The sequence below is a fragment of the Paraburkholderia pallida genome, assembly GCF_004524855.1.
Lineage (GTDB): Bacteria > Pseudomonadota > Gammaproteobacteria > Burkholderiales > Burkholderiaceae > Paraburkholderia > Paraburkholderia oxyphila.
This window is the reverse complement of the sequence record NZ_CP038150.1, coordinates 1226455-1248856: the sequence shown is the minus strand read 5'-3', so window position 1 is coordinate 1248856 and position 22402 is coordinate 1226455. Positions and strand designations below refer to the sequence as shown.

The 22402-nt window shown below is 65.0% G+C and carries 21 protein-coding genes and 1 pseudogene; 9 read left to right on the top strand and 13 right to left on the bottom strand.

Annotation, left to right across the window (positions count from 1 at the left end; genetic code table 11):
• The first annotated feature begins 26 nt into the window (after window positions 1–26).
• From E1956_RS32120 to E1956_RS32105, 4 genes and pseudogenes are all read left to right on the top strand, one after another.
• A complete protein-coding gene (locus E1956_RS32120) occupies window positions 27–1007 on the top strand; it encodes a MurR/RpiR family transcriptional regulator (protein WP_134756800.1) in 981 nt (326 codons plus the stop codon).
• On the top strand, window positions 1004–2050 hold the full coding sequence (locus tag E1956_RS32115) for an isoaspartyl peptidase/L-asparaginase family protein (RefSeq protein ID WP_134756798.1): 1047 nt from the start codon (window positions 1004–1006) through the stop codon (window positions 2048–2050). Before E1956_RS32120 ends, E1956_RS32115 begins: the two co-directional genes overlap by 4 nt.
• Window positions 2051–2136: 86 nt before the next feature.
• Window positions 2137–2664 (top strand): annotated as a pseudogene (locus E1956_RS32110) (P1 family peptidase); the annotation flags it as partial.
• 260 nt (window positions 2665–2924) lie between these two features.
• Window positions 2925–3290 (top strand): hypothetical protein, encoded by a 366-nt coding sequence (locus E1956_RS32105; RefSeq protein WP_134756796.1) that lies wholly within the window; start codon window positions 2925–2927, stop codon window positions 3288–3290.
• 89 nt (window positions 3291–3379) lie between these two features.
• Here E1956_RS32105 and E1956_RS32100 read toward each other — a convergent pair whose 3' ends face one another.
• The 4 genes from E1956_RS32100 to E1956_RS32080 form a co-directional block, all read right to left on the bottom strand.
• Window positions 3380–4450 carry a helix-turn-helix domain-containing protein gene (locus E1956_RS32100; protein WP_134756794.1) on the bottom strand — a complete coding sequence of 357 codons (1071 nt, stop codon included), beginning with the start codon at window positions 4448–4450 and terminating at the stop codon, window positions 3380–3382.
• A gap of 293 nt (window positions 4451–4743) precedes the next feature.
• Window positions 4744–5706: a PDR/VanB family oxidoreductase gene (locus tag E1956_RS32095; protein ID WP_134756792.1), complete on the bottom strand. Its 963-nt coding sequence runs from the start codon at window positions 5704–5706 to the stop codon at window positions 4744–4746.
• Between the two features lie 169 nt (window positions 5707–5875).
• Window positions 5876–7336, bottom strand: coding sequence for an NAD-dependent succinate-semialdehyde dehydrogenase (locus E1956_RS32090; RefSeq protein ID WP_028222070.1), 1461 nt, complete (start codon window positions 7334–7336; stop codon window positions 5876–5878).
• Window positions 7337–7548: 212 nt separating this feature from the next.
• Window positions 7549–8697, bottom strand: a complete 1149-nt coding sequence (locus E1956_RS32080) for an aromatic ring-hydroxylating oxygenase subunit alpha (RefSeq protein WP_134756790.1) — start codon at window positions 8695–8697, stop codon at window positions 7549–7551.
• Between the two features lie 398 nt (window positions 8698–9095).
• Here E1956_RS32080 and E1956_RS32075 point away from each other — a divergent pair, with 398 nt between their 5' ends.
• The 4 genes from E1956_RS32075 (at window position 9096) to E1956_RS32060 (ending at window position 14100) form a co-directional block, all read left to right on the top strand.
• Complete coding sequence (locus E1956_RS32075; protein ID WP_134756788.1) at window positions 9096–10541, top strand: purine-cytosine permease family protein; 1446 nt, start codon at window positions 9096–9098, stop codon at window positions 10539–10541.
• A gap of 79 nt (window positions 10542–10620) precedes the next feature.
• Window positions 10621–11727 (top strand): porin, encoded by a 1107-nt coding sequence (locus E1956_RS32070; RefSeq protein ID WP_134757925.1) that lies wholly within the window; start codon window positions 10621–10623, stop codon window positions 11725–11727.
• Window positions 11728–11813: 86 nt separating this feature from the next.
• Entirely contained in the window at window positions 11814–12821 is a 1008-nt protein-coding gene (locus tag E1956_RS32065; RefSeq protein ID WP_134756785.1) for a LysR substrate-binding domain-containing protein, read from the top strand.
• Window positions 12822–12843: 22 nt separating this feature from the next.
• Window positions 12844–14100 (top strand): aromatic ring-hydroxylating oxygenase subunit alpha, encoded by a 1257-nt coding sequence (locus E1956_RS32060; protein WP_197732928.1) that lies wholly within the window; start codon window positions 12844–12846, stop codon window positions 14098–14100.
• Here E1956_RS32060 and E1956_RS32055 read toward each other — a convergent pair.
• From E1956_RS32055 to E1956_RS32020, 8 genes are all read right to left on the bottom strand, one after another.
• A complete protein-coding gene (locus E1956_RS32055) occupies window positions 14003–15106 on the bottom strand; it encodes an alpha/beta hydrolase (protein ID WP_167760188.1) in 1104 nt (367 codons plus the stop codon). The two genes, E1956_RS32060 and E1956_RS32055, sit on opposite strands and share 98 nt — an antisense overlap.
• Before the next feature lie 66 nt (window positions 15107–15172).
• Window positions 15173–16045, bottom strand: a complete 873-nt coding sequence (locus E1956_RS32050) for an AraC family transcriptional regulator (protein WP_134756779.1) — start codon at window positions 16043–16045, stop codon at window positions 15173–15175.
• A 182-nt stretch (window positions 16046–16227) separates the two neighbouring features.
• Window positions 16228–16938, bottom strand: coding sequence for an arsenical resistance protein ArsH (gene arsH, locus E1956_RS32045; RefSeq protein ID WP_134756777.1), 711 nt, complete (start codon window positions 16936–16938; stop codon window positions 16228–16230).
• 19 nt (window positions 16939–16957) lie between these two features.
• Window positions 16958–18028, bottom strand: a complete 1071-nt coding sequence (arsB, locus tag E1956_RS32040) for an ACR3 family arsenite efflux transporter (RefSeq protein ID WP_134756775.1) — start codon at window positions 18026–18028, stop codon at window positions 16958–16960.
• A 23-nt stretch (window positions 18029–18051) separates the two neighbouring features.
• A complete protein-coding gene (locus E1956_RS32035) occupies window positions 18052–18546 on the bottom strand; it encodes an arsenate reductase ArsC (protein ID WP_134756773.1) in 495 nt (164 codons plus the stop codon).
• Window positions 18547–18559: 13 nt separating this feature from the next.
• Window positions 18560–19018, bottom strand: coding sequence for an ArsI/CadI family heavy metal resistance metalloenzyme (locus tag E1956_RS32030; protein ID WP_134756771.1), 459 nt, complete (start codon window positions 19016–19018; stop codon window positions 18560–18562).
• 12 nt (window positions 19019–19030) lie between these two features.
• The gene (locus E1956_RS32025) at window positions 19031–19354 is read right to left on the bottom strand and encodes an ArsR/SmtB family transcription factor (protein ID WP_134756769.1); all 324 of its coding nucleotides are present in this window, start codon (window positions 19352–19354) and stop codon (window positions 19031–19033) included.
• Between the two features lie 303 nt (window positions 19355–19657).
• On the bottom strand, window positions 19658–21172 hold the full coding sequence (locus E1956_RS32020; RefSeq protein WP_134756767.1) for a peptide MFS transporter: 1515 nt from the start codon (window positions 21170–21172) through the stop codon (window positions 19658–19660).
• A 204-nt stretch (window positions 21173–21376) separates the two neighbouring features.
• Here E1956_RS32020 and E1956_RS32015 point away from each other — a divergent pair, with 204 nt between their 5' ends.
• Window positions 21377–21595 carry a hypothetical protein gene (locus E1956_RS32015; protein ID WP_134756765.1) on the top strand — a complete coding sequence of 73 codons (219 nt, stop codon included), beginning with the start codon at window positions 21377–21379 and terminating at the stop codon, window positions 21593–21595.
• Between the two features lie 253 nt (window positions 21596–21848).
• Here E1956_RS32015 and E1956_RS32010 read toward each other — a convergent pair whose 3' ends face one another.
• Entirely contained in the window at window positions 21849–22292 is a 444-nt protein-coding gene (locus E1956_RS32010) for a DUF1801 domain-containing protein (protein WP_134756763.1), read from the bottom strand.
• Window positions 22293–22402 lie beyond the last annotated feature (110 nt).

Below are 22402 nucleotides of genomic sequence, written 5' to 3'. Positions count from 1 at the left end.
GTTATGCTGACACGCCCAGGTTCCCCATGGCCGCACGGTCACCCCATCCGCTGACGTCCGATTCACCTGATGCCGAAATCGTCGCGCGCCTGAACGCGGCGATGCCGGACCTCACGCCTGGCCATCGGCGCATGGCCGAGTATGTGCTCGCCAATCTGTTCCAGTCGGCGACCATGCGCATCGACGAGCTCGCGCACGCCGTGGGCGCCTCGGTGGCCACGGCCAACCGCTTCGCGCGCGCGCTGGGCTTCGACGGCTATCCCGCGTTTCGCGAGGCGCTCGTGCGCGGCTTCGAGGCCACGCTCGCGCCGGTCGAGCGGCTGCGCACGGCGCAGGAGTCGCCTACGAGCGGCGCCGAGCTGTTCGGCGCCTCGCTTGAGCAGGCCGAAGTCAACCTCCGTGCTTCGCGCCAGTCGATCGACAGCGCCGCGGCGGCCGCCGCCGTCGACGCCATCATGAAGGCGCGGCGTGTCTTTATCGTGGGCTCCGGCACGAGCGCATTTCTGGCGGGACTCATGGAGCTCGCGCTGCTGCCCTACCTCGACAACGTGCAGACGCTGTCCACCATCGGTGGCCCGACGCACGCCGCGCGCCGGCTCTTCGGCGCCGGCAGCGACGACCTCCTGATCGGCATCGCGTTTCCCCGTTACGTCGACGACACCATCAAGCTCTCGCGCCGCGCCGCGCATCTGGGCGTGCGTGTGCTCGCGCTCACCGACAGCAGCGATTCGCCGCTCGCGCGCTTTGCCGACCTGACGCTGCTGGTGCGCGCGGAACGCCGGCTCGCCGCGAACTCGGAGGCTGCGGTGCTGGCCGTGATCGAGGCGTTGTGCGACGCCGTGGCCTTGCGCGCGAAACATTCGGTCGAGGCCGCGGCCACCATCACCGAGTCGGTGCTGCCCTGGCTGACGCCCGAGTCCGCCGTGTCGGCGGCCGCGAGCCTCCCGGCAGCGGCGCCTTCGAACCCATCCCCCCGCGAAACTTCGCGCTCCAGGAGCAAGTCATGAACGCCAGCCCAGTCATTGCCATTCACGGCGGAGCGGGCACGATCCTGCGCACCGCGATGGCCGCCGAAACCGAAGCCCAATACCTCGCCGCGCTGAGCGGCATTCTGGCGGCCGGGCAACAGATTCTCGCCGATGGCGGCAGCGCGCTCGACGCGGTCACCGAAGCGGTGCGCCTGCTCGAGGACTGCCCATTCTTCAACGCGGGCCACGGCTCGGTCTTCACGGCGGCGGGCACGCATGAGCTGGACGCATCGATCATGGACGGCCGCACGCTCGAAGCCGGCGCGGTGTGCTGCGTGAAGCGCGTGCGCAATCCCGTGCTCGCCGCGCGCCGCGTGCTCGAGCACAGCGAGCACGTGCTGTTCACGGGTGAGGGCGCGGAAGCGTTCGCGGCAGCGCAGGGGCTCGAATTCGTCGAGCTCGGCTATTTTCATACCGACGCGCGCCACCGGCAGTGGCTGCTCGCGCGCGGTGCGCAGCGCGCGATGCTCGACCATGACGGCGCGACGCTCGCGGCTGGGGTGGACAAAGCGTTGGACAAGGCGGCAGACCGCGCGGCAGACAAATCGGCGGACCAGACCGCAGCCGGCGATGGCGGCCTGCCGCACGAGCCGATCGATCCGAACCGCAAGCACGGCACGGTGGGCGCGGTCGCGCTCGACGCTCACGGGCATCTCGCTGCCGCCACCTCGACGGGCGGCGTCACCAACAAGCAGCCGGGCCGCGTGGGCGACTCGCCGCTGATCGGCGCGGGCTGCTACGCCGACGACGCTACCTGCGCCGTCTCCACGACCGGCTCGGGCGAGATGTTCATGCGCATGGTCGCGGCCTACGACGTTGCTGCGCAGATGCGCTATGGCGGCGCGACGCTCGCCGACGCCGCGGCGAACGTCGTGATGGAGCGGCTGCCGCGCATCGATGGACGGGGCGGTTTGATCGCGGTCGATGCGCGCGGCAATGTCACGCTGCCCTTCAATACCGAGGGCATGTATCGTGGCTATGCCCGCGTGGGAGACGCACCCGTCGTGGCGATTTATCGATAAAGCAGCACTTGCGGGGCAACTCGAGGGGGAGTGGTCCCTGCGCTATAAATGCACGAGTCCAAATCGTGCAGATGCATTCAGGCGCCGACGCACAGGCGGGCGCGCGTGCCGGGACCGGTATCGTCTTGCCGTCCCGCCGTGTGATCGAAGTCCGCGAGGGCGTGCTCGTGCTCGCGAACTTCGGCCGCCTGCCCATGCTCACCGTCGCGGGCGTGCCGCTTGGGCGCAGGCTGGCGGAGCGTCACGCGAGCGATGGCAAGCACACCGAGCCCGAGAAAGGATCGATCATCATGCTGATCGCGCTCGATGCGCCGCTGGATGCGCGGCAGTTGCGCCGCGTGTCGATGCGTGCCGCTGCGGGGCTCGCCCGCACGGGGTCCTGCTATGGCCACGGCAGCGGCGACATAGCCATGGCGTTCAGCACGGCTTACACGTTGCCGCACGATGCGCCGCTGTTCCGCCTGCCGCCGCTTCTCGCCGACGCGCATCTCGACCCGCTGTTCCAGGCGAGCGCGGACTGCGTCGAGCAGTCTATCCTCGACGCCTTGTGGCAAGCCACGACGGTGCATGGCCGCGACGGCCACGTGCGTCTCGCGTTGCGCGACGTCGCGTGAAAGAAGCAGGCGGCCGTGCGAGCGCCCATACGCTGTCGTTCACCCAAAGCCGTGCCTCGATCCGCGACGCGGCGCGCGTGTCCTAATATCTTGCGCAAAGCTAAAGGAGTGCTTCTTTTTGAGACGCTTGATGGCTCTTTGCGGTTAGCGTTGCCCCACGCGTGTCCGATCGAAAATACGATCGCGCGCGTCGGCCGGGGAACCTATCGAGAACGCCTGCCATTCCCGGCTTCGAGGCAGGTACTCACAAGGAGACCAACATGCGTGAGAAAGGGGAGGTCGCTGCGCGCCTGATCGATGTGATGCAAGAGGGGATTTGCGGCACGGCCACGGAACTGGCGATGCGGGTCAAGGCCGATGCCCGCAGCGTGCGCGCGGTCCTGCGCCTCTGGCTCGAAGCGGGGATCGTTCACGTGGCCGAGGAGGTCGTGCCCGGCCGCGCGCGCGTATTTCGCTATGGCGGCACATCGTCGCCGCCTGCCGGCTTGTCCGGAGCAATGTCCCACAAGCCTCGCCGCGGGCCCGTGGTTGTCGTGGACAGATGGCCCCAGCTCGATTCAGACCTGGCGGCTGCGGTTGACGCAATGGTTCGCGTACGGGGGCGCGAGCCTGTACGAGCGCGTTGAGCATTGTCGCCGAGGGCGCTCCGCCAAGGGCGCTCTTCAGGGGCGCTGGCGACGGGCATGCATTAAGGCGTCTGACCGATCGCTAGCCCTTAGCTTTCTGCAGCCGGCTGCGCCGCCGCCGCTGCGTTCGCCGTCATGTCGGCGGGCTGCGCCGCGCGGCACAGCGCCGTGAGCCACACGTCCTCGCCATGCGGCGCCACGCGCGCGTGGCCCTGCTCCACCACGAGCCGCCACGTGTCGTCGGGCAGCGAGGCGCGATACAGCACGCGATAGTCGGCACGGTGCGCGAGCGCATCGTTCACGGCCGCCTCGCGCGCCGCGCGGTCATCGGGATGGATGTGCTGCGAGAGCTCGACGTAATGGCGCGGCGCTTTTGCGGGATCGACGCCGAACAGACGGCACCATTCATCGGACACGATCAGCTCGTCTTGCGCGCGCAGCCAGCGCCATGCGCCGAAGCCCGCGATGCGCGCGGCGTCGTTGAGCAGCTGCAGATTCCGCTGCAGCACGAACTCCGCTTGCTTGCGCGCGCTGATGTCGATGGTGGTGCCCACCACGCGCACGGGCCGCCCCGCGTCGTCGAGCAGCGTGGCGACGCGCGATTCGATCCAGCGGATCTGCCCGTCCGGCAAAATGATGCGGAAGTCCCACACGCGCGGCGCCTTGCTGGCGACCAGCTCCTTGAGGGCCTCGTCGTTCAGCCAGATCGAATCTTCGGGGTGCAGGATCTCCCAGAATTCTTCGTTGCTGTGGATCTCGCGGCCATAAACTTGCGCGCAGTTGCTCGAGTAGATCAGCTCGTCGGCCACGAGATTCCACTCCCACGTGACGATGCCGGAGGACTCCTGGGCCTGCTTCATGCGCGCTTCGTTCGACATGATCTCGGCCGTGTAGCGGCGGCGCAGGTCGGTCATGGGCAGCTCGGTCGTGCCCGCGAGGCCGAGGTCCTTCACGGCATCGTCGCCGTAGCGCAGCCAGACCCAGTTCACGTCGAGGAACGCCGCGAGACGGCGCAGGTTCGAATAGTCGATCTCGCCGCCGCGTGTCCACTTGTGCACGGCGGGGCGCGAAATGCCGACGACGTCGGCCACTTGCTGCAGGCTCAGCTTCTTGTGCTCGAGCAGCACTTTGAGACGGAACGCGAACGTATCCTCGGACATCCATTTCCCTCTATGACGAATCGCGCGGTCGAACGGGTCGAACGGATCAAGTGGAACAAGCAGGGTGAAGCAGGATCAAGCGGACCAAAAGAAAAGGGCGGCATACGCCCCAGGCCGCCGAACGGGCAGGGCAGATGCCGCCGGTGATGCGCCGGTGATCTCCTGGGCGCGCGGCCCTAACGTCGTTCATCGAGCCGCGTATCAGTCGCTAGTTTAACGGATCGGGGCTTGGGCCGTTCCGCAGGGCGCGCTCGCGGCCTCGCGTCGCAGGAGGCCGTGGCGCGGCACCCGATTTACAGGTCGATCACGAGGCGCGGCGTGCGCGAGCGCGATACGCACAGCAGGATGGTCTTCTGCGCGGCCTTTTCGTCGTTGTCGAGATACTGGTCGCGATGGTCGGCCTCGCCTTCGAGGATCGCCACCTCGCAGGTGCCGCACACGCCTTCGCGGCACAGCGACTCCACGGTCACGCCGGCGCGCTCGATGGCCTTGAGGATGGTTTCGTCCTCGCCCACTTCGAGCTCGATGCCGCTCTTCGCGAGCACGACCGTGAAGGCCTTGCCGGCCGTATCGGTAGCGGCGAACTGCTCCGAGTGCAGCTGCGCCTTCGGCCAGCCGAGCAGCGCCGCGTTGGCGTAGACGGCGTCGTTCAGGCCCTGCGGGCCGCACACGTAGACGTGCGCATCGGCGGGCAGGTTCTTGAAGAGCTTGAGCAGGTCGAGGCGCTGACCTTCGCTATCCACATAGCAATGCACGTTGGCCGCGTGCGGGCCGGCCTTCAATTCATCGACGAACGCGCCGTGCTCGGGGCTGCGGTACGCGTAATGGAGCTCGAGCTCGAGATCCTCGGGGCGATGCTCGGCGAGCTGCGCGAGAAACGGCGTGATGCCGATGCCGCCAGCGATGAACACATGACGCTTCGCGCCCGGCGCGAGCTCGAACAGATTGGCGGGCGAGCCGATGGCGAGGCGCGTGCCGGCCGCCACCTGCTCGTGCATGAACGCCGAGCCGCCGCGCGAAGCCTCTTCGCGGCGCACGGCAATCTGATACTGGCGCGTATCGTGCGGCGAGCTCAACAGCGAGTACGCGTTGTGGTGCCACGCATCGCCTTCCTGCATCGAGACGAGCACGTGGGCGCCGCCGTTGAACGAGGGCAGCGGCGCGCCATCGGGCAGCGCGAGCGTGAAGCGCTTGATGAGCGGAGTGAGTTGCTCGACGGCGACTACGTCGACAGTGATCGATTCGCGGGCGTTCATGGTGCCTTCCTTTACCGCAGGCCGCCGCGCGTTTCCGCTTCGTTGCGGGCAGGCGCACGCCTGGGGATGCTTCGTTATTGCCCGTACGGGTATTGCGGGCGGTTGATTCTGAATCCGGAAAAAGGAGCGGATGCGGCGCGGACCGCACCCGCCCGAACGTCAGCGCGCGTTAGCGCGCCACGCCTGCCATGCAGAGGTACTTGATCGACAGGAAGTCTTCGATGCCGTACTTCGAGCCTTCGCGGCCGATGCCCGACTGCTTCACGCCGCCGAACGGCGCGACTTCGTTCGAGATCAGGCCCGTGTTGATGCCGACGATGCCGTACTCGAGCTGCTCGGCCACGCGCCAGATGCGGCCGATGTCGCGGCTGTAGAAGTACGCCGCGAGACCGTAGATCGAATCGTTCGCGAGCTGCACGACTTCGGCGTCGCTCGAAAAGCGCACGATGGGCGCGACCGGCCCGAAGATCTCTTCGGAGAGGACAGCCATGCCGGGCTTCGCGTCGGCGAGCACGGTGGGCGCGTAGAAGTTGCCGCCGCGTGCGTGCGGCGCGCCGCCCGTGACTACGCGTGCGCCTTGCTGGACCGCGTCGCGCACGAGCCCGTCGACCTTGTCGCGCGCCGCTTCGGTGATGAGCGGGCCGATGTTCACGCCCTCGGCGAAGCCGTCGTCCACCTTGAAGGCGGCCACGCGTTCGGCGAAGCGGCGGCAGAACTCGTCATAGACCGAGTCGTGCACGTAGAAGCGGTTTGCGCAGACGCAGGTCTGGCCGGCGTTGCGATACTTCGAGAGCAGCGCGCCTTCGATGGCGGCGTCCAGATCCGCGTCGTCGAACACGATGAACGGCGCGTTGCCGCCCAGTTCCAGCGAGACCTTCTTGACCGTGTCCGAGCACTGGCGCATCAACAGGCGGCCCACTTCGGTCGAGCCTGTGAACGTGAGTTTCTTGACGAGCGGGCTCGACGTCATTTCGAGGCCGATCTCGCGCGACTTGCCCGTGACGACGTTGATCACGCCGGCCGGAATGCCGGCCTGCTCGGCGAGCGCCGCGAGCGCGAAGGCGGAAAACGGCGTCTCGTTGGCGGGCTTGATGACGATGGTGCAGCCGGCGGCCAGCGCCGGTGCGGCCTTGCGGGTGATCATCGCGGCCGGGAAGTTCCACGGCGTGATGGCGGCGACGACGCCCACCGGCTCCTTCGTCACGACGAGGCGCTGGTCGGGGTTCGGGCTCGGGATCACGTCGCCGTCGATGCGCTTGGCCTGCTCGCCGAACCATTCGATGAACGAGGCGGCGTAGCCGATCTCGCCGCGTGCTTCGGCGAGCGGCTTGCCTTGCTCGCGCGTCATCAGCTCGGCCAGCGCGTCCTGGTTCGCCATGATGAGCTCGAACCAGTTGCGCAACAGGCGCGCGCGCTCCTTGGCGGTGGTGGCGCGCCAGGCGGGGAAGGCGCGGTTAGCGGCTTCGATGGCGGCGCGCGCTTCGGGCGCGCCCATGTTCGGCACACTCGCGATGCGCTCGCCCGTGGAGGGGTTGTGGACGTCGAGCGTGGCGCCGTCGTTGGCGTCGCGCCACTGGCCGTCGATGTAAGCCTGTTGGCGGAACAGGCCGGGATTCTGCAGGGAATTCATGGGTGTCTCCTGTCGACCAGAGTTAGCGCTTCAGCGCTTACTCTGGTCCCATGCAAAGCTGTCGACCAGAGTGAGTGGGTTAGTACTCACTCCGGCCCCATGCTTCGCGGTCGATCGGACCAGGCGCATTAACGCTTAGTCCGATTCCATGCGTTGCGGTCGACCAGAGTGAGTGCCCACTCCGGCCCGATGCCAAACGCCGCGCCGCGGCTTCAGTCCTGGTACTGCTGCGCGAGCAGGTTGTGGAAGTGCGCAATGCCGTGCTCGCTGATGCCGCTGCGCTGCTTGTCGACCATGATGCGGCCCTGGCCGCGATAGCCGCGCGACTTCAGGCCCTTCTGCACGCTTTCCACGAGGCGAATGTCTTCCGGGCGAAACACGGTGCGATACCACTCGATCAGCTTTTGCTGCTCTTCGGTCGGCTCGTCGTTCAGGAAGTAGATGTCGTAGTGCTGGAGCGTGATTTCGGCGCTCATCGGGAATTCGTAGATGACCGTCATGAAGTCGCTGCCCGGCGGCACGTTGAACATCGTGCACGGCCATGCCCAGTAGCCGCTGAAGCTCGGGTCCTTCACGGACGGGTCGAGCTTGAACGAGCGCTCCGACGACTGCGCGTGGCCGAACTGCACCGTCCAGTTACCATGCAGCGTGTGCGTGTACTGGTCGATCTTCACGGAGTCCGAGAAGCCGGGGTGAGCCGGGCCGCAGTGGTAGCACTCGAGGTAGTTGTCGACGATCGACTTCCAGTTGGCGGGCGTCTCGGTCACGAAGCGCGCGGCCAGCTTGAGGTCGTCGATGACCGGGCAGGCCTTGCGCAGGCTTGCTTCGAGGCCGGGCAGCTGCGCTTCCACGCCTTCCGCGTCCGGGTTCAGGTTGATGAACACGAAGCCCGCGTATTCCTCCACGCGCACCGGCACGAGCGTCGAATTCTCCTTGTCGAACGATTCGACGTGGTCGCAGTTGTTGGCGTGCGCGAGCGCGCCGTCGAGCTTGAACGCCCAGGCGTGGTACGGGCAGGTGATGACGTTCTTGGCCTTGCCGCTGCCTTCGAGCAGCTGGTGGCCGCGGTGCGGGCAGACGTTATAGAAGGCGCGCAGCACCTTGTCCTTGCCGCGCACGAGCAGGATGCTTTCGCCCACCACCTCGCGGGTCACGTACGCGTTCGCCTCGGCCAGCTCGCTGCGGTGCGCGACGCAGATCCACGCGTTCTCGAAAATCTTCTTTTCTTCCGCCTTGTAGACAGCCTCGGAGGTGTAGTAGCTCGCCGGGATGGTCCAGGCGAGTTCCGGGTTGGAGCAGAAGTCGGCCGGCAACTTCGGCAGTTCAGGTTTCTTGTGAAATTCGATCGGGAGATAGGTCATGGGGTCCGCCGCACTGGAAGTGGTTAACTGACAGTTACAACAAAACTATGGGTTAACGAAACTATAGGAGAAATCTCAACTGCAGTGGATCAGGGTTATCCCTCGATGCGGTACCAAAAGGATGCCGCATTGATGCAAAACGCCTATTCTTACCGTTTGAAATCAATAAGAATTGACTTAACGCATTGCAAATAGATTTCTCGGCGGACGTCAATAGGAGGATCCGATAGTGAGACGAAACCGTTCAGGCTGCGTACCATTGTTAACCAGTAGTTTGATGTTAACCGCAGGATAACCGCGCCGTGTCAGGACACTGGAACTTCTGGTATCGGGATCGGCGTGGGAGGCGGAGCCGCGTCACGCGGGCCCGCTCGAGCCACCCCACTACTGGAGGAGACATGTCACAAGACGCAATCGCCGACGCGCTGGCCAACGAGCCCTCGCGCAGCAAATCGCGGATCGAATCGCGTTCGATCGATTACGTGCCGCTTGCCGAGCGCAAGGGCAAGGCCTGGCACCTGTGGCCCGTGTGGTTCACGGGAGACGCGAACCTCGCGACCATCGCGGCGGGCGCCATCGGCATCAGCATGGGGGGCAACCTGTTGTGGAGCGCGATCGCCATCGTGCTCGGCAATGTGCTGGGCACTTTCTTCATGGCGTTCCATTCGAGCCAGGGGCCGCAGCTCGGGCTGCCGCAGATGATCCAGTCGCGCCCGCAGTTCGGCTATATGGGCGCGCTGCTCGTGTGGGTGGTCGCCCTCGTCACCTATATTGGCTACAACTCGTTCAACCAGCTCATGGCGGGGCAGACCGCGCATCACCTGCTCGGCACCGAGCCGCATGTGAGCTACATCATCTTCACGGTGGTGTCGGTCGCGCTGGCGGTGTTCGGCTATGACCTGATCCACAAGGCGCAGCGCTGGCTCGCGTTCGCGCTGCTTGCCGCGCTCACGATCTTCAGCATCGGCATGTGCGTGAAGGTGCAGTTCCCCGCCGGCCAGCTGAGTCTCGCGGGCTTCAAGACCACGCCGTTCCTCGTGCAGCTCTTCTCGGCGGCCGCCTATCAGCTCTCGTGGTCCATCTACGTTTCGGACTACTCACGCTACCTGCCGCCCAAGACCGGCGTGCGCGCCACCTTCTGGTGGACCTTCCTCGGCGCGCTCATTGGTGGCATCTGGATGATGCTGGTCGGCACGGCGGCCGCGGCGCTGAACTCGCAGATCGAGATCTCGGATGCGGTCCAGCGCGCGGGCGACATGATCTTTCCGGGCTTCGGCACGGTCACGCTGCTGCTCTCGCTGCTGGGGCTGCTCGCTATCACGGGACTGAACTTCTACGGCGCGTCGCTCACGCTGCTCAGCATCACCGACTCGTTCAAGCCGCTCAAGTCGAACGCCACCAAGCGCATCGTCAGCCTGGTCGTGGTGGCGGTGATCGCGACCTCGCTCGCGTTCTCGGCCTCGGATGACTTCATGGGCAAGTTCGGCGACTTCCTCGGCATCCTGGGCTACTTGTTCACGCCGTGGACCGCGATCAACCTCATCGACTTCTTCGTCGTGCGTCACTCGCACTACTCAGTGCGCGAGATCTTCAACCCGCGCGGCATTTACGGTCGCTGGAACTGGCGCGGCCTGACGGCGTACGCAGCGGGCTTCGTCGCGATGATTCCGTTCTTCAAGACCGACATGTACACCGGTCCGGTCGCCCGCGCGCTGGGCGGCACCGACATCGCGATGCTCGTGGGCCTGCCCGTGGCCGCGCTGGTCTACCTGTGGACCTGCCGCTCGCTCGACATCGAAAAGGAACGCCAGCTCGTGCGCGAAGCCGACCGTGGCCTGAACTGATCCCGCTGACTATTAAAACATCATGAAATCGACGCACACATTGCGTAACACAGTACTCCTAACAGCATTGCGGGCGGCGATGCTCGCGCTCGCCGCGCTGCCGATGGCCTCGCATGCGCAAAGCAGCGTCACGCTCTACGGCGTGATCGACGCCGGCGTCACCTACGTCTCCAATGCGGGCGGCTCGCATCAGGTGAAGTTCGACGACAGCGTCTCGTACGCGAACCGCTGGGGTGTCAAGGGCAGCGAAGACCTGGGCGGCGGCAACAAGGCGATCTTCGAGCTGGAGAGCGGCTTCCATCTGGGCAACGGGCAGATCTCGAACGGCGGCTCGCTGTTTGGCCGTGCAGCCTTTGTCGGTCTGCAGGGCGACTGGGGCACGCTCACGTTCGGCAATCAGATCGACATGACGCAGGAGATGGTCTACCTGTACAACGTGTCGGGATGGGCGAGCGGCTATGCGATCAACCAGGGCGACTTCGACCGCATGAACGGCGACCATCTGCCGAACGCCGTGAAGTTCATGTCGAACACGTACGGCGGCTTCCAGTTCGGCGGCATGTATTCGTTCAGCAACACGCCGGGCGACTTCCACACGGGCAGCGCGTGGAGCGTGGGCGCGCAATATCAGCATGGCGCGTTCTCGATGGGCACGGCGTACACGCAGCTGAACAACCCCTCGGGCATCTACGCGTTCGATCCGTATGCGCAGATCGGTGTGAGCTCGTTCTTCGGCAAGCCCACCGTGAGCGTCGATCCGGCCACGGGCGCGATCACGGACCTCTACGCGAACACGGCGTTCCCGGTGGACAAGCAGGGTGCGTTCGGCGTGGGCGCGAGCTACGCAATCGGCAATGTCACGCTGATGGGCGACTTCACCTACACGCAGATCAAGGCGTTCGGGCAGAGCGAGCACATGCAGGTGGGCGAAGGTGGCGCGACCTGGCAGATTACGCCTTCGACGAGCCTCATCGGCGGCTACCAGTACACGCACTTCGACGGGCACCACTGGAACCAGCTTTCGGCGGGTCTGCATCATCTGCTCTCGAAGAGCACGGATGTCTACATCTCCGGCGACTGGTTGAAGGCGTCGCAAGGCGTGGATGCGGTGATCGGCTATAGTTTTACGCCATCCACCACGACCACGCAGGCTGACGTGCGCATCGGCATGCGCCACTCGTTCTGATGCCACAGTGAAGCGGGCGGGGCCAACGCGCCCCGCTTTGCGCTCACGCCTGCGTATTTGCCTGCGCGTTAGCCTGAATGTCTGCCATGAAACTTCCCGGCTCTCCCGAACTCGACGACCTGCGTGTGTTCTGCATGGTCGCCCGCAAGTCCAGCTTCAGCGCGGCAGCCGAGGCGCTTTCCGCGTCGGCCGCCTACGTTAGCAAGCGCGTGGGCGTGCTCGAGGCGAGCCTTGGCACGCGTTTGCTGCACCGCTCGACGCGCCGCGTGGCGATGACGGCGGCGGGTGAGCGCGTGTTCGCGTGGGCCGAAAAAATCCTCGACGACGTCGACCAGCTCGTCGAAGACGTCTCCAGCACGCGGCGCATGCCGCGCGGCACGCTGCGCGTGTCGAGCAGCTTCGGCTTCGGCCGCAAGTTCGTCGCGCCCGCGCTGGCGGACTTGCAGGACCAGTATCCGCAACTGAACGTGCGGCTCGATCTGTTCGATCGCGTGGTCGACGTGGCGGGCGAGGGCTTCGACCTCGACGTGCGCATCGGCGACGAGATCGCGGGCCATCTGATCGCGAGGCGCCTCGCGACCAACTATCGGGTGCTGTGCGCCGCGCCCGCGTACATCGAGGCGCACGGCGCGCCGCAAAGCATCGCGGATCTGGAGTCGCATGCGTGCCTCGCGATCAAGGAGCGCGACCATCCGTTCGGCGTCTGGCGTCTCGATACTGGCGGCGAGACCGTTGGCGTGAAGGTGACGGGGCCGCTCTCGACGAACCACGGCGAGGCCGCGGTGCAATGGGCGCTGGCGGGGCGCGGCATCGTGCTGCGCTCGATCTGGGACGTGCAGCCCTTGCTCGACGAAGGGCGGCTGCAGCGCGTGCTGCCCGACGTGACGCAACCGGCCAATGTGTGGGCGGTGTTTCCGGAGCGCCTCGCGCAATCGGCCAAGGTGAAGGTGTGCGTCGATTTTCTCGCCGAAGCGTTCGCGCAGGCCGGGATTGGCGGCGGCGCCGATGACCCGGCAGGCAGTACGGCTGCAATCGGGGCTGCAAACGCCGCTGCAAATACGGTTGCAACGGAGCGCAACATCGAATCCGATTGAAAAGGAAAAGGAGGAGCATTCCGTGATTGATCTCGCCCATGTCCGTTCGTTGCTCGAGGCGCGGCGCTCAGGCCATAGCCTCGCAGGGGACTTCTATACGGCGCCCGCGCTGCACGAACTCGACATCGACGCGGTGTTCTCGAACGAATGGCTGTTCGCCTGCAACGTGGCAGAGATTCCGCACGCGGGCGACTACGTCACGCTCGATATCGGCAAGACCTCGGTGGTGGTGCTGCGCGACAAGGATGGCGGCGTCAATGCGTTCTTCAACACCTGCCGGCATCGCGGCTCGCTTTTGTGCACCGAGCCGCAAGGGCATGCGAAGCGGTTCGTCTGCCCCTATCACCAATGGGTCTATGAACTCGACGGCAGCCTGCTGAGCGCACGGCAGATGCCCGCCGGCTTCGACCGCGACGCGCACGGATTGCACCCGGTCCACGTCGAAGTGATCTGCGGCATGGTCTATATCTGCATCGCCGACAATCCACCCGATATTACGCGCTTCAAGGCGGCCGTCACGCCGTATATCGCGCCGCACCGTCCCGAGCGCACCAAGGTCGCGTACTCGGAGACCCTCGTGGAGGACGCGAACTGGAAGCTCGTGATCGAGAATAACCGCGAGTGCTATCACTGCGTGGGGAATCATCCCGAGCTGCTGGCCACGCTGATCGAGTTCGCGCTGCCCGACGACCCGCGCGCCAACCGCGATTTCCAGCTATTGATGCAGGAAAAGACAGCGCTCTGGGACAGCCTGGGCTTGCCGCATCTGCCTGCGGACGGCGGCACGGAGTTTCGCTGCATCCGTCTGCCGTTCCATCGCGGGGCGGTCTCGTTCACCTCGGATGGACGCCCCGCATGCAAGAAGCTGCTTGGCGATTTCACCGAGCCCGATATCGGCTCCGTGCGGATGTTCAGGGTTCCGAACAACTGGAATCACTTTCTCTCGGACCATATCATCCACTTCCGCGTGCTGCCGCTCTCGGCCACGCAGACGGTGCTCAAGACGACCTGGCTCGTGCACGAAGACGCCGTCGAAGGCGTGGATTACGACATCGAGACGCTCACGCAAGTCTGGCGCGCGACCAACGATCAGGACGCCACGCTGGTGGCGCACAACCAGCGCGGCGTGAGTTCGAAGGGGTATCGGCCGGGGCCTTATGCGCCTTCGGAGTTCATGCTGACTAACTTCGCCGACTGGTATGCGGGGAAGCTGGCGACGTATCTCGAAGGTCTGCCGTCGCGCCATGCGCCGATCCGGCTCGCGATGGCGCAGGCGTAAGGCGAGTGCCATGCGCGGGCGGCTGCATGAGCCATTGCGCGAGCCTTTCGTGCACGGCGGCACGCGTGAAGATCTCGAAGTGATTCGTGTCGGGGAGCACCGTGAATGTGGTCGTCGGCGAGTCCCGCTCGAATAGTGCCCGCAGCCGTTGCGCGTCGACGGCCTCGTCATGCTCGCCAATCAGCACCGCGCCCTTGTCCGCCAGCTTTCGCACGTCGGCGGCGTAACGTGTGCGCGGTTGATAGGAGATGCTGAGCCGGTGCGAATAGGCGAGCGTTTCCGAGCCGTCGCGGAATCGCACGGGCTTGTTGAATTCGATGACCGGCAGCGCGTTGAAGCCGCGCATGCCAAACCCGTTCAGGATGCTCAATCCAATGATGCGCGCGAGGCTGACCTGCGCCCAGCCGCCCGCCGATCGGCCCCTGAGCGTAGAGGAGGTTGGAATCACGGGGCTCAGCATCAGGAAACGCGAGGCGAGCTTCGCGTAGGCACCGCCCGCAAAGCGGATCACGAACCCGCCGCCGCTCGAATGGCCCCCAAGCACAACCGGTCCATCGAAATGCTGATTGCGCAACTCGGCGATCAGATCCGCGATATCGTCTTCGAGCTGGCCCACGTAATCGATATCTCCGCGGCGGCGGCCGGACAGATAGTGGCCACGCAGGTTCGGCAACACGACCTTGGCCGCGCCGGCAGCGGCAATCGCGGCGGCCAGATGATGGTAGGAACGTCCGTGAGCGGACGATCCGTGGATGAACACCAGTATCTGCTCCGCCGCCGAATCATAAAACCGCCAGGCGAGCTGCTCGCCGTCTCTGGCCGTATATCGGCGCAGCGCCGGCAAATCGGCTTCCGGCGTCCGGGGCAAGGCATCGAAGCCAAACACGTCCTTTTCCTCGTCCTCCTCGCGCGCCGGGCGTGGGGCAATCGCGGCCAGTGCAATGGCAACGGCGATCACCGCGAGCGTCGCCACGAGCATGTGCAGCATCCCAAACAATATGACCACGGGTGTCTCCTGCATTGATGGGTATCGAATGCGCCGCCACGGGTTCGCGGCGGCGCTTCCTGCCGCTCACACGAGGGGGAGGTAGATATCGGTTTGCCACTGGTCGTGAGGCGTTTCCGGCCAGGCGCTCAGGTAGTGGAAGAACAACGGGTGGTCCCGCAGCTCTTCGCCGCTGGAAGGCAGCCAGTCGCGGTAAATCGGATAGATGCTTTCGCCCACGTGGTCGGTCGAGCCGATATGGCGGACCACCGCGCAGCGTCCGCCCGGAATGACGAGCTCGCGCACACCATAGGCGTTCGGCGCAACGGGCTCGTTGATCTCGCCGCAAATATCGAAGCGAAAATCATCTGCCGGCGTGGTGTCGGGGTTGCCGCGCGGGATGCCGAACGTGCGGCTGGTTTCGATCGGCGATTGGCCGCTTTGCTTGCGCCAGTCGATGAACTTGCGCACGCTCTCGTTCACGAGCCCTGTCGGGCCGCAGTGTTCGAGCGCGGCGACGCGCGTTTCGGAAAAGTCGATAATTCGAACTTGCATGGTGAGCTTCCTCGTAAGGTAGGGGACGACAAAGGTTGCACTCCAGACCTGCCAGTTCGGATGCTGGCGGAACGCGCTTGGCGCCATGCCGAACGCACGCTTGAATGCGCGGCTGAAGGCTTCGGGGCTGTCGAAGCCGGCGTCGAGCGCGGCATCGAGCACCGTGCACGCGTCCTGTGCGGCGAGCCGATGGGCCGCGCGGCGCAAACGCATCAGCTGCACGTAGCGCGCCACCGGCACGCCCACGTAGGCGGCAAACTGGCGGTGGAAGTGGAACCTGGAGAAATGAGCGATGTGGCTCAGCGTGTCCAACGAGAGGTCGCCTTCAAGGTTCGCGTCGATGTGTGCGAGTACGGCGTCGAAACGTTTCGTGTAGGCGCGTGTGGCGTCGGTGTGGGCTTGCATGGGCTGGAGCGATCAAAGCTGCGATGGACGTATGATCGCCCAGATCCGTCGCTGCGCACCTAGCCGCGCTTGCTCTATTGAGTGAATTGCCCGAGGGGTGTTTCGGCGCGGGGGAGCGCCGCATGCTGCGGATTTACGAGGTTGGCTCCCGCGCGGTGCAGGGGAGCGGGAGCCGGCATCGCTCAGATATTGGCCTGATTCACGCGCTTCGTCAGTTCCTCCGCGCTTTCCTTGCGCTCGCTGTACCGGTCCACGAGGTACGGACCGATATCGCGGGTCAGCAACGTGAACTTGACCAGTTCCTCCATCACGTCCACGACGCGGTCGAAATACGCCGATGGCTTCATGCGGCCGGCTTCGTCGAATTCCGTGAACGCCTTGGCCACCGACGACTGGTTGGGGATGGTCAGCATGCGCATCCAGCGGCCGAGCACGCGCATCTGGTTCACGGCGTTAAACGATTGCGAGCCGCCGCTCACCTGCATCACGGCGAGCGTCTTGCCCTGAGTCGGCCGCACCGCGCCTACCGAAAGCGGAATCCAGTCGATCTGCGCCTTCATGATGCCCGTCATTGCGCCGTGCCGTTCCGGCGAGCACCAGACCATGCCTTCCGACCACAGCACCAGCTCTCGCAGCTCGGCCACTTTGGGATGCGTGTCCGGCGCGTCGTCGGGCAGCGGCAGGCCGCTCGGGTTGAACGTGCGGACTTCAGCGCCCATGGCCGTGAGCAGGCGCGCGGCTTCTTCGGTGAGCAAGCGGCTGAACGAGCGCTCACGCGGCGAACCATAAAGCAGCAGGATGCGCGGCGGATGCGGCGACGTCTTCGCGGGCTGCAATTGGGCGATATCGGGAACGCGGAACAGCGCGGGATCGACTTGTGGCAGGTCAGTCATGGTATTTATTTCGTAGTCCTCAGGCACATTCGTACCAGTCTTTTGAACGGTTGACGATGCGCACCACCAGCAGCATGACCGGCACCTCGATCAGCACGCCCACCACCGTTGCAAGCGCGGCGCCCGAGTGGAAGCCGAACAGGCCGATCGCGGTGGCGACTGCCAGCTCGAAGAAGTTCGATGCGCCGATCAGCGCCGACGGGCAAGCGATATTGTGCTTTTCACCGACTGCGCGATTGAGCCCGTATGCCAGCGCCGAATTGAAGAACACCTGGATCAGGATCGGCACGGCGAGCAGCACGATGACGAGCGGCTGCTTCAGGATGGCCTCACCCTGGAACGCGAACAGCAGCACCAGTGTCGCGAGCAGCGCGGTGATGGACCAGGGCCCGATCTTCGCCATGGCCGAGTCAAAGGCCGCCGGTCCTTTGCCGAGCAGCACCTTGCGCAGGATTTGCGCGAGGATCACCGGGATCACGATATAGAGCACGACCGAGGTAAGCAGCGTCGCCCACGGCACCGTAATCGCAGAGATGCCGAGCAGGAGGCCGACGAGGGGCGCAAAAGCGACCACCATGATGCTGTCATTGAGCGCGACCTGCGAGAGCGTGAACAGCGGATCGCCGCCGGTCAGCCGGCTCCAGACGAACACCATCGCCGTGCACGGCGCAGCGGCCAGCAGGATCAGGCCCGCGACATAGCTGTCGAGCTGTGCGGCAGGCAGCATCGGCGCGAAGAGGTGCTTGATGAAAATCCAGGCAAGCAGCGCCATCGAGAACGGCTTGACCAGCCAGTTCACCACGAGCGTCACGCCAATCCCCTTGATGTGCTGGCGGACTTCATGCAGTGAGCCGAAGTCGACCTTGACGAGCATCGGGATGATCATCACCCAGATCAGCAGGCCGACCGGGAGATTGACCTGAGCGTATTCCATCCGGCCGATCGTCTGGAAGACGGCGGGCAGAAGCTGGCCGAGCAGGATGCCGGCGACGATGCACAGCGCGACCCAGACGGTCAGGTAGCGCTCGAAGAAGCTGATGGCCGGCTTCGCTGCGGTCTTGCTCGAAGCGGCAACATGGGGGGTGTTCATGGGACAGCTCGGTGGAGAAGGGATCAGCTTTGCAGGATGTCGTTCAACGCTTGCTGAAGCTCGGCATTGCTGAGACGGTCCAGCGGAAGCTCGAGCAATTGCAGCATGCGATAGCCGATCGCCTGGCGTGTCAGCTCGAACGCTTGACGCTTGCCTACGTCGCCGCCTGGCGCGTTGGACGGGTCGGCGTAACCCCAATGGACCTTGACCGGGCTGCCCGGCCAGAAAGGGCATTGTTCGGCCGCCGCGCTGTCGCAGACCGTGATGACGATGCGCATTTGCACAGCGCCGTCTTGCGCGAATTCATCCCAGCTTTTGCTGCGATAGCCTTCGGTATCGATACCCGCGTTCGTCAGCGCTTCGAGCGCGAACGGATTGATGCGGCCGCTCGGGGCACTGCCAGCGCTGAACGCGCGAACATCCTTGCCGAGCTTGCGGGCCCAATGGTTCAGCATGCCCTCGGAGAGCACGCTGCGCGCGGAATTGTGGGTGCAGAGAATGAGTACGTTCGTGGTCATGTCAGTCGGTGTCTTATGGTTTGGCGATATCGTGGACGGGTTTGCCGCGCGGAGCGCAACAAGCCGATGCCGCTCTCGACGGCAACGCCTGCCGGCTTTCGCCATAGACCTGCGCGCGATCGAGCGTATGGAAATGCTCCCAGGCGATGCCCTGCGGATCGACAACCCAGTGCTTGTCGCTGCGCGCATAGCAGCATGTGGTTTCGCCCTGGTCGAGCAGGGCCATGTCGGCGGCCCTGGCACGCGCCGAGAGCTCGGCCAGCTCCGCTGCGTCATCCACCTGGAAGCCCAGGTGGTCCACGCCGGTTTTCGTGCCACGCGTCGAGATCGCGAAATTCACGCGAGGATCGTCCAGCATCCATTTCGCGTAGTCCGTCTCGACGCGCGCCGGTTCCGCGGCGAACAGCTTCGTATAGAACGCGACACTGGCCGCAAGATCGTCAACGTGAACGTGAAGGTGAAACCGTTTCATGGAGGTTCTCCATCAGCATTGGCATGAGTCCGCGCCCGGCTCGAGGCAAGCCTGGCCCTGGCAGCAGTTTTCCGTCAGGTAGCCAAGGAGCCCGTTCATCTGCGCGTAGGCTGCGCGATAAATCAGGCTGCGCCCATCGCGCTCCTGCGTGATCAGCCCCGCGTGCATCAGCTCTTTCAGATGAAAGGACAGCGTCGCGTTGGGGATATCGAGTTGCTCGGCGATGGCGCCAGGCGTCAGTCCCACGGGACCGGCCACGACCAGCATCCGGAACACACGCAGGCGAAGCCCGTGAGCAAGCGCCGCAAGGGCGCGGATAACGTCGTTTTCTTCCATATTTCCAATATAGTCGAAATGAAGGTGATCGGCAAGCGAGTCGCCAAGCCGATGATTCAGCAAACGCCACGACGGATACCGTTAGCGGGCCGTTTTCATCAATATCAGGGTCGAAAGCCTTATGCGCGCTGTGAACGAATGCGCGGATCGATGCGGACTGGGAAATGCGCCGGGCGGCGAGGAGGGAGGGCGCGCACTGTCGTGTGAAGCCAGACAGCGGCGCCTTTCGAGACGCGCTGGCGCGAGCTGCGCCAGGCGGAGCCGGGGCGGGCGGCGCAGTGGCCGCCCCGCGCCGGTATAGGCTTACTCGGCGGTTGCGAGCTGGCCTTTGGCTGCAGCGCCTTCAGCGCGATCGTTGTTTTGCTGGTGCGCGCGCGCGAGGCGGCCCATCAGCGGCAGCAACAGGATGGCGAGCAGGGCGCCAGCGGCCGCGAGCCAGCCCAGGCCGTTGAAGAGCTTCTCGTACAGCGGCAGCGATTCGAGCGGCGAGAGGCTGCCTTCGGGCATCTTCGCGTAGGTGGCAACCACGCTGCCGAGGTATTGCGACACGCCCGTGGCCACGAAGTACGCGCCCATCATGAAGCCGCTCATGCGCGCGGGCACATAGCGCGCGATCATCGCGAGGCCGAGGCCGCTCACGAGCAACTCGCCGAGCGAGTAGAGGCCGTAGCCCGCCACCATGAACCACGACGAGACGCGGCCTTCCACGGCGTAGCGGCCGCTCGCCGCGAACACGAAGAAGCCCGCTGCCACCACGACGAAGCCGAGCGCATATTTGGCTGCGACCGGCACATCGCCGCCGCGGCGCGCGAGGCCCGAGTAGATGGCCGCGAGGATCGGGCTCATCACCATGATCCATATGGGGTTCAGCGCCTGGAACTGCGCGGCGCTCCAGCTAAAGAGCGTGGTGCCGAACAGGTTGAACGCGGGGTCGACGTTGTGCACCGCGAACAGCGTGAGCGAGGTCGACATCTGCTGGTAGAACACGAAGAACAGGATCACCTGCAGCGTGAGGATCAGCGCCGCCGTGAGACCCGCGCGCTCCTGGCGCTCGCAGGTGACGAGCATCCAGCCGAAGATCGCGAGAATGGCCGCAGCCGCCGTGTAGACGCACGCCACGGCGAGCTTCTTGTCCTTGAGCACGAACAGCGTGGCCGTGCCGAGCACGGCGGCGCCGATCAGTACCCACGCGAGACGCTTCCACTGCACGGGCTCGGCGTCCGGCGCGGAGCCGATATGCGCGAGCGTGCGATGCATGAGGAAGAAGTTGGCGATACCGAGCGCCATGCCGCCGCAGCAGACCGCGAACGCGGTGTGCCAGCCCCAATGGTCCTTGATCCACGGCGTGAGCAGCATCGAGAACGTCGAGCCGATGTTGACCGCCATGTAATAGATCGTGAACGCGGCGTCGATGCGCGATTCGTCGCCTTCATAGATGCGGCGCACGAGGTTGGCCGCATTCGACTTGAACAGGCCATTGCCGACCACGATCACGCCGAGCGCGGCGTACATCAGCGTGAGCCCGTCGTTGGGGAGCGCCAGCAGGAGATAGCCGGCGAGCAGGATGACCGCGCCGATCAGCATCGAGCGGCGCGCGCCGAGCACACGGTCGCCGATCCAGCCGCCGATTGCCGGCGAGGCGTAGACGAGCGCGGCGAACGCGCCCCAGGTGAGGGTCGCATGCTCTTCCGTGAAGCCGACCCGTTGAACCATGAAAAGAACGAGCAGCGCCGCCATGCCGTAGTAGCCGAAGCGCTCCCACATCTCGATCAGGAAAATTGTCGAGAACGATTTCGTCCTGGAAACCGATGAATTCATTGTGACCTCAATTTGCTGCGAAGGTGGCGAAGACACGCGTTGTGCGTGTGAAGCGCGCGGCAACTTACGCCAGACGTTGCGCGGCTTGCGTTGACGGCGCTTATGGCGCCCCTTGATTTCATGCCTCCTCCTCGACCGGTGTGCGGATCACGCAGGCACCAGGCTTACAATTTCATATTTCTTGCGTTGGTCCGGTGGTGGCGCTTGCGGGTCTCGCTGGCGCACGTTTCCGGTGCCGGATCACATAAGTGGAATTCCGGCAAGGCGCAAGGGTATCAAAACAGATTTACACTTATCAAACAAATTTTGATGATTTTTTGCGTGCCTGATCCGGTTTCTGCCTGTGGAAACCGGCATGCGGACGCGCGGGCGCTCGGGGAGAAGATGCGCGCGCAGTGGCAGCGCCTGAAGCAGGCGCGCTAGACGTTCTACGGAAAATGCGCAGGAGTCCCAGGACTGGAAGCCATGTTCTGGCTACGATTCGGACCCGGGCAACAAGGGCGTACCGGCTCGTCGTGGACGTGCCGCTCAAGGTGTTGGGATCGGTGCGGCGCCAGGGTCGATCAACGCCGGTCAGTGCCGATCAATTCCGGTCAACGCTGGTCAGTGCCGCTCAATGCCTATCAACGCCGCTCAGTGCCGCTCAGTCGCGCGCGGCCACTGCCGGGACGGCGCTTCACGCGCTTTTTTTGGCTGGCACTTTGGCAGGCGCCTTGGTTGGCGCTTTCGCCCGCGTGCTCGCCGGCGCTTTCTTCGTCTTCTTGATCTGGTTGAATTCGATGGCCGCGCGAATGAGCGCCTTCAGGGCGCGCGCATTGACCTTGTCGCCCTCGAAGTAGTCGATCGCGCGCCGCGCATTGCCATCGAGCCCGGCGTTGAACAGCTTGTCGGGGTCGGGGAGGCTCGCGCCGTACTGGAACGTGAGCTTCACCTTGCCCTTATGCGCATTGGCGACCGCGATGATGCCGTCGCGATACCACACGGGGCTGCCCATCCACTTCCATTCCTCGACGATCTCCTTGTCCGCTTCGAGGATGGTCTTGCGCACGGCGGCGAACGTGGCGCCGCGCCAGTCGGTGATGCCAGCGATCAACGCGTCGATTTGCTCGGATGGGGTCATGGGCGCTCCCTGTGTTTTTGTCGGCTCTTCTATCGCCGGCATTGCAGCCGGAACCGGAGGTGCCGCTGCCGGTGGTGGGCGGAGGCGCCATTATCCAACGTGGTGCCATT

Coding starts and splice junctions, on each gene's coding strand:
- E1956_RS32120 (WP_134756800.1), top strand. CDS start 27: ATGGCCGCACGGTCACCCCATCCGCTGACGTCCGATTCACCTGATGCC.
- E1956_RS32115 (WP_134756798.1), top strand. CDS start 1,004: ATGAACGCCAGCCCAGTCATTGCCATTCACGGCGGAGCGGGCACGATC.
- E1956_RS32105 (WP_134756796.1), top strand. CDS start 2,925: ATGCGTGAGAAAGGGGAGGTCGCTGCGCGCCTGATCGATGTGATGCAA.
- E1956_RS32100 (WP_134756794.1), bottom strand. CDS start 4,450: ATGTCCGAGGATACGTTCGCGTTCCGTCTCAAAGTGCTGCTCGAGCAC.
- E1956_RS32095 (WP_134756792.1), bottom strand. CDS start 5,706: ATGAACGCCCGCGAATCGATCACTGTCGACGTAGTCGCCGTCGAGCAA.
- E1956_RS32090 (WP_028222070.1), bottom strand. CDS start 7,336: ATGAATTCCCTGCAGAATCCCGGCCTGTTCCGCCAACAGGCTTACATC.
- E1956_RS32080 (WP_134756790.1), bottom strand. CDS start 8,697: ATGACCTATCTCCCGATCGAATTTCACAAGAAACCTGAACTGCCGAAG.
- E1956_RS32075 (WP_134756788.1), top strand. CDS start 9,096: ATGTCACAAGACGCAATCGCCGACGCGCTGGCCAACGAGCCCTCGCGC.
- E1956_RS32070 (WP_134757925.1), top strand. CDS start 10,621: ATGCTCGCGCTCGCCGCGCTGCCGATGGCCTCGCATGCGCAAAGCAGC.
- E1956_RS32065 (WP_134756785.1), top strand. CDS start 11,814: ATGAAACTTCCCGGCTCTCCCGAACTCGACGACCTGCGTGTGTTCTGC.
- E1956_RS32050 (WP_134756779.1), bottom strand. CDS start 16,045: ATGCAAGCCCACACCGACGCCACACGCGCCTACACGAAACGTTTCGAC.
- arsH (WP_134756777.1), bottom strand. CDS start 16,938: ATGACTGACCTGCCACAAGTCGATCCCGCGCTGTTCCGCGTTCCCGAT.
- arsB (WP_134756775.1), bottom strand. CDS start 18,028: ATGAACACCCCCCATGTTGCCGCTTCGAGCAAGACCGCAGCGAAGCCG.
- E1956_RS32035 (WP_134756773.1), bottom strand. CDS start 18,546: ATGACCACGAACGTACTCATTCTCTGCACCCACAATTCCGCGCGCAGC.
- E1956_RS32030 (WP_134756771.1), bottom strand. CDS start 19,018: ATGAAACGGTTTCACCTTCACGTTCACGTTGACGATCTTGCGGCCAGT.
- E1956_RS32025 (WP_134756769.1), bottom strand. CDS start 19,354: ATGGAAGAAAACGACGTTATCCGCGCCCTTGCGGCGCTTGCTCACGGG.
- E1956_RS32020 (WP_134756767.1), bottom strand. CDS start 21,172: ATGAATTCATCGGTTTCCAGGACGAAATCGTTCTCGACAATTTTCCTG.
- E1956_RS32010 (WP_134756763.1), bottom strand. CDS start 22,292: ATGACCCCATCCGAGCAAATCGACGCGTTGATCGCTGGCATCACCGAC.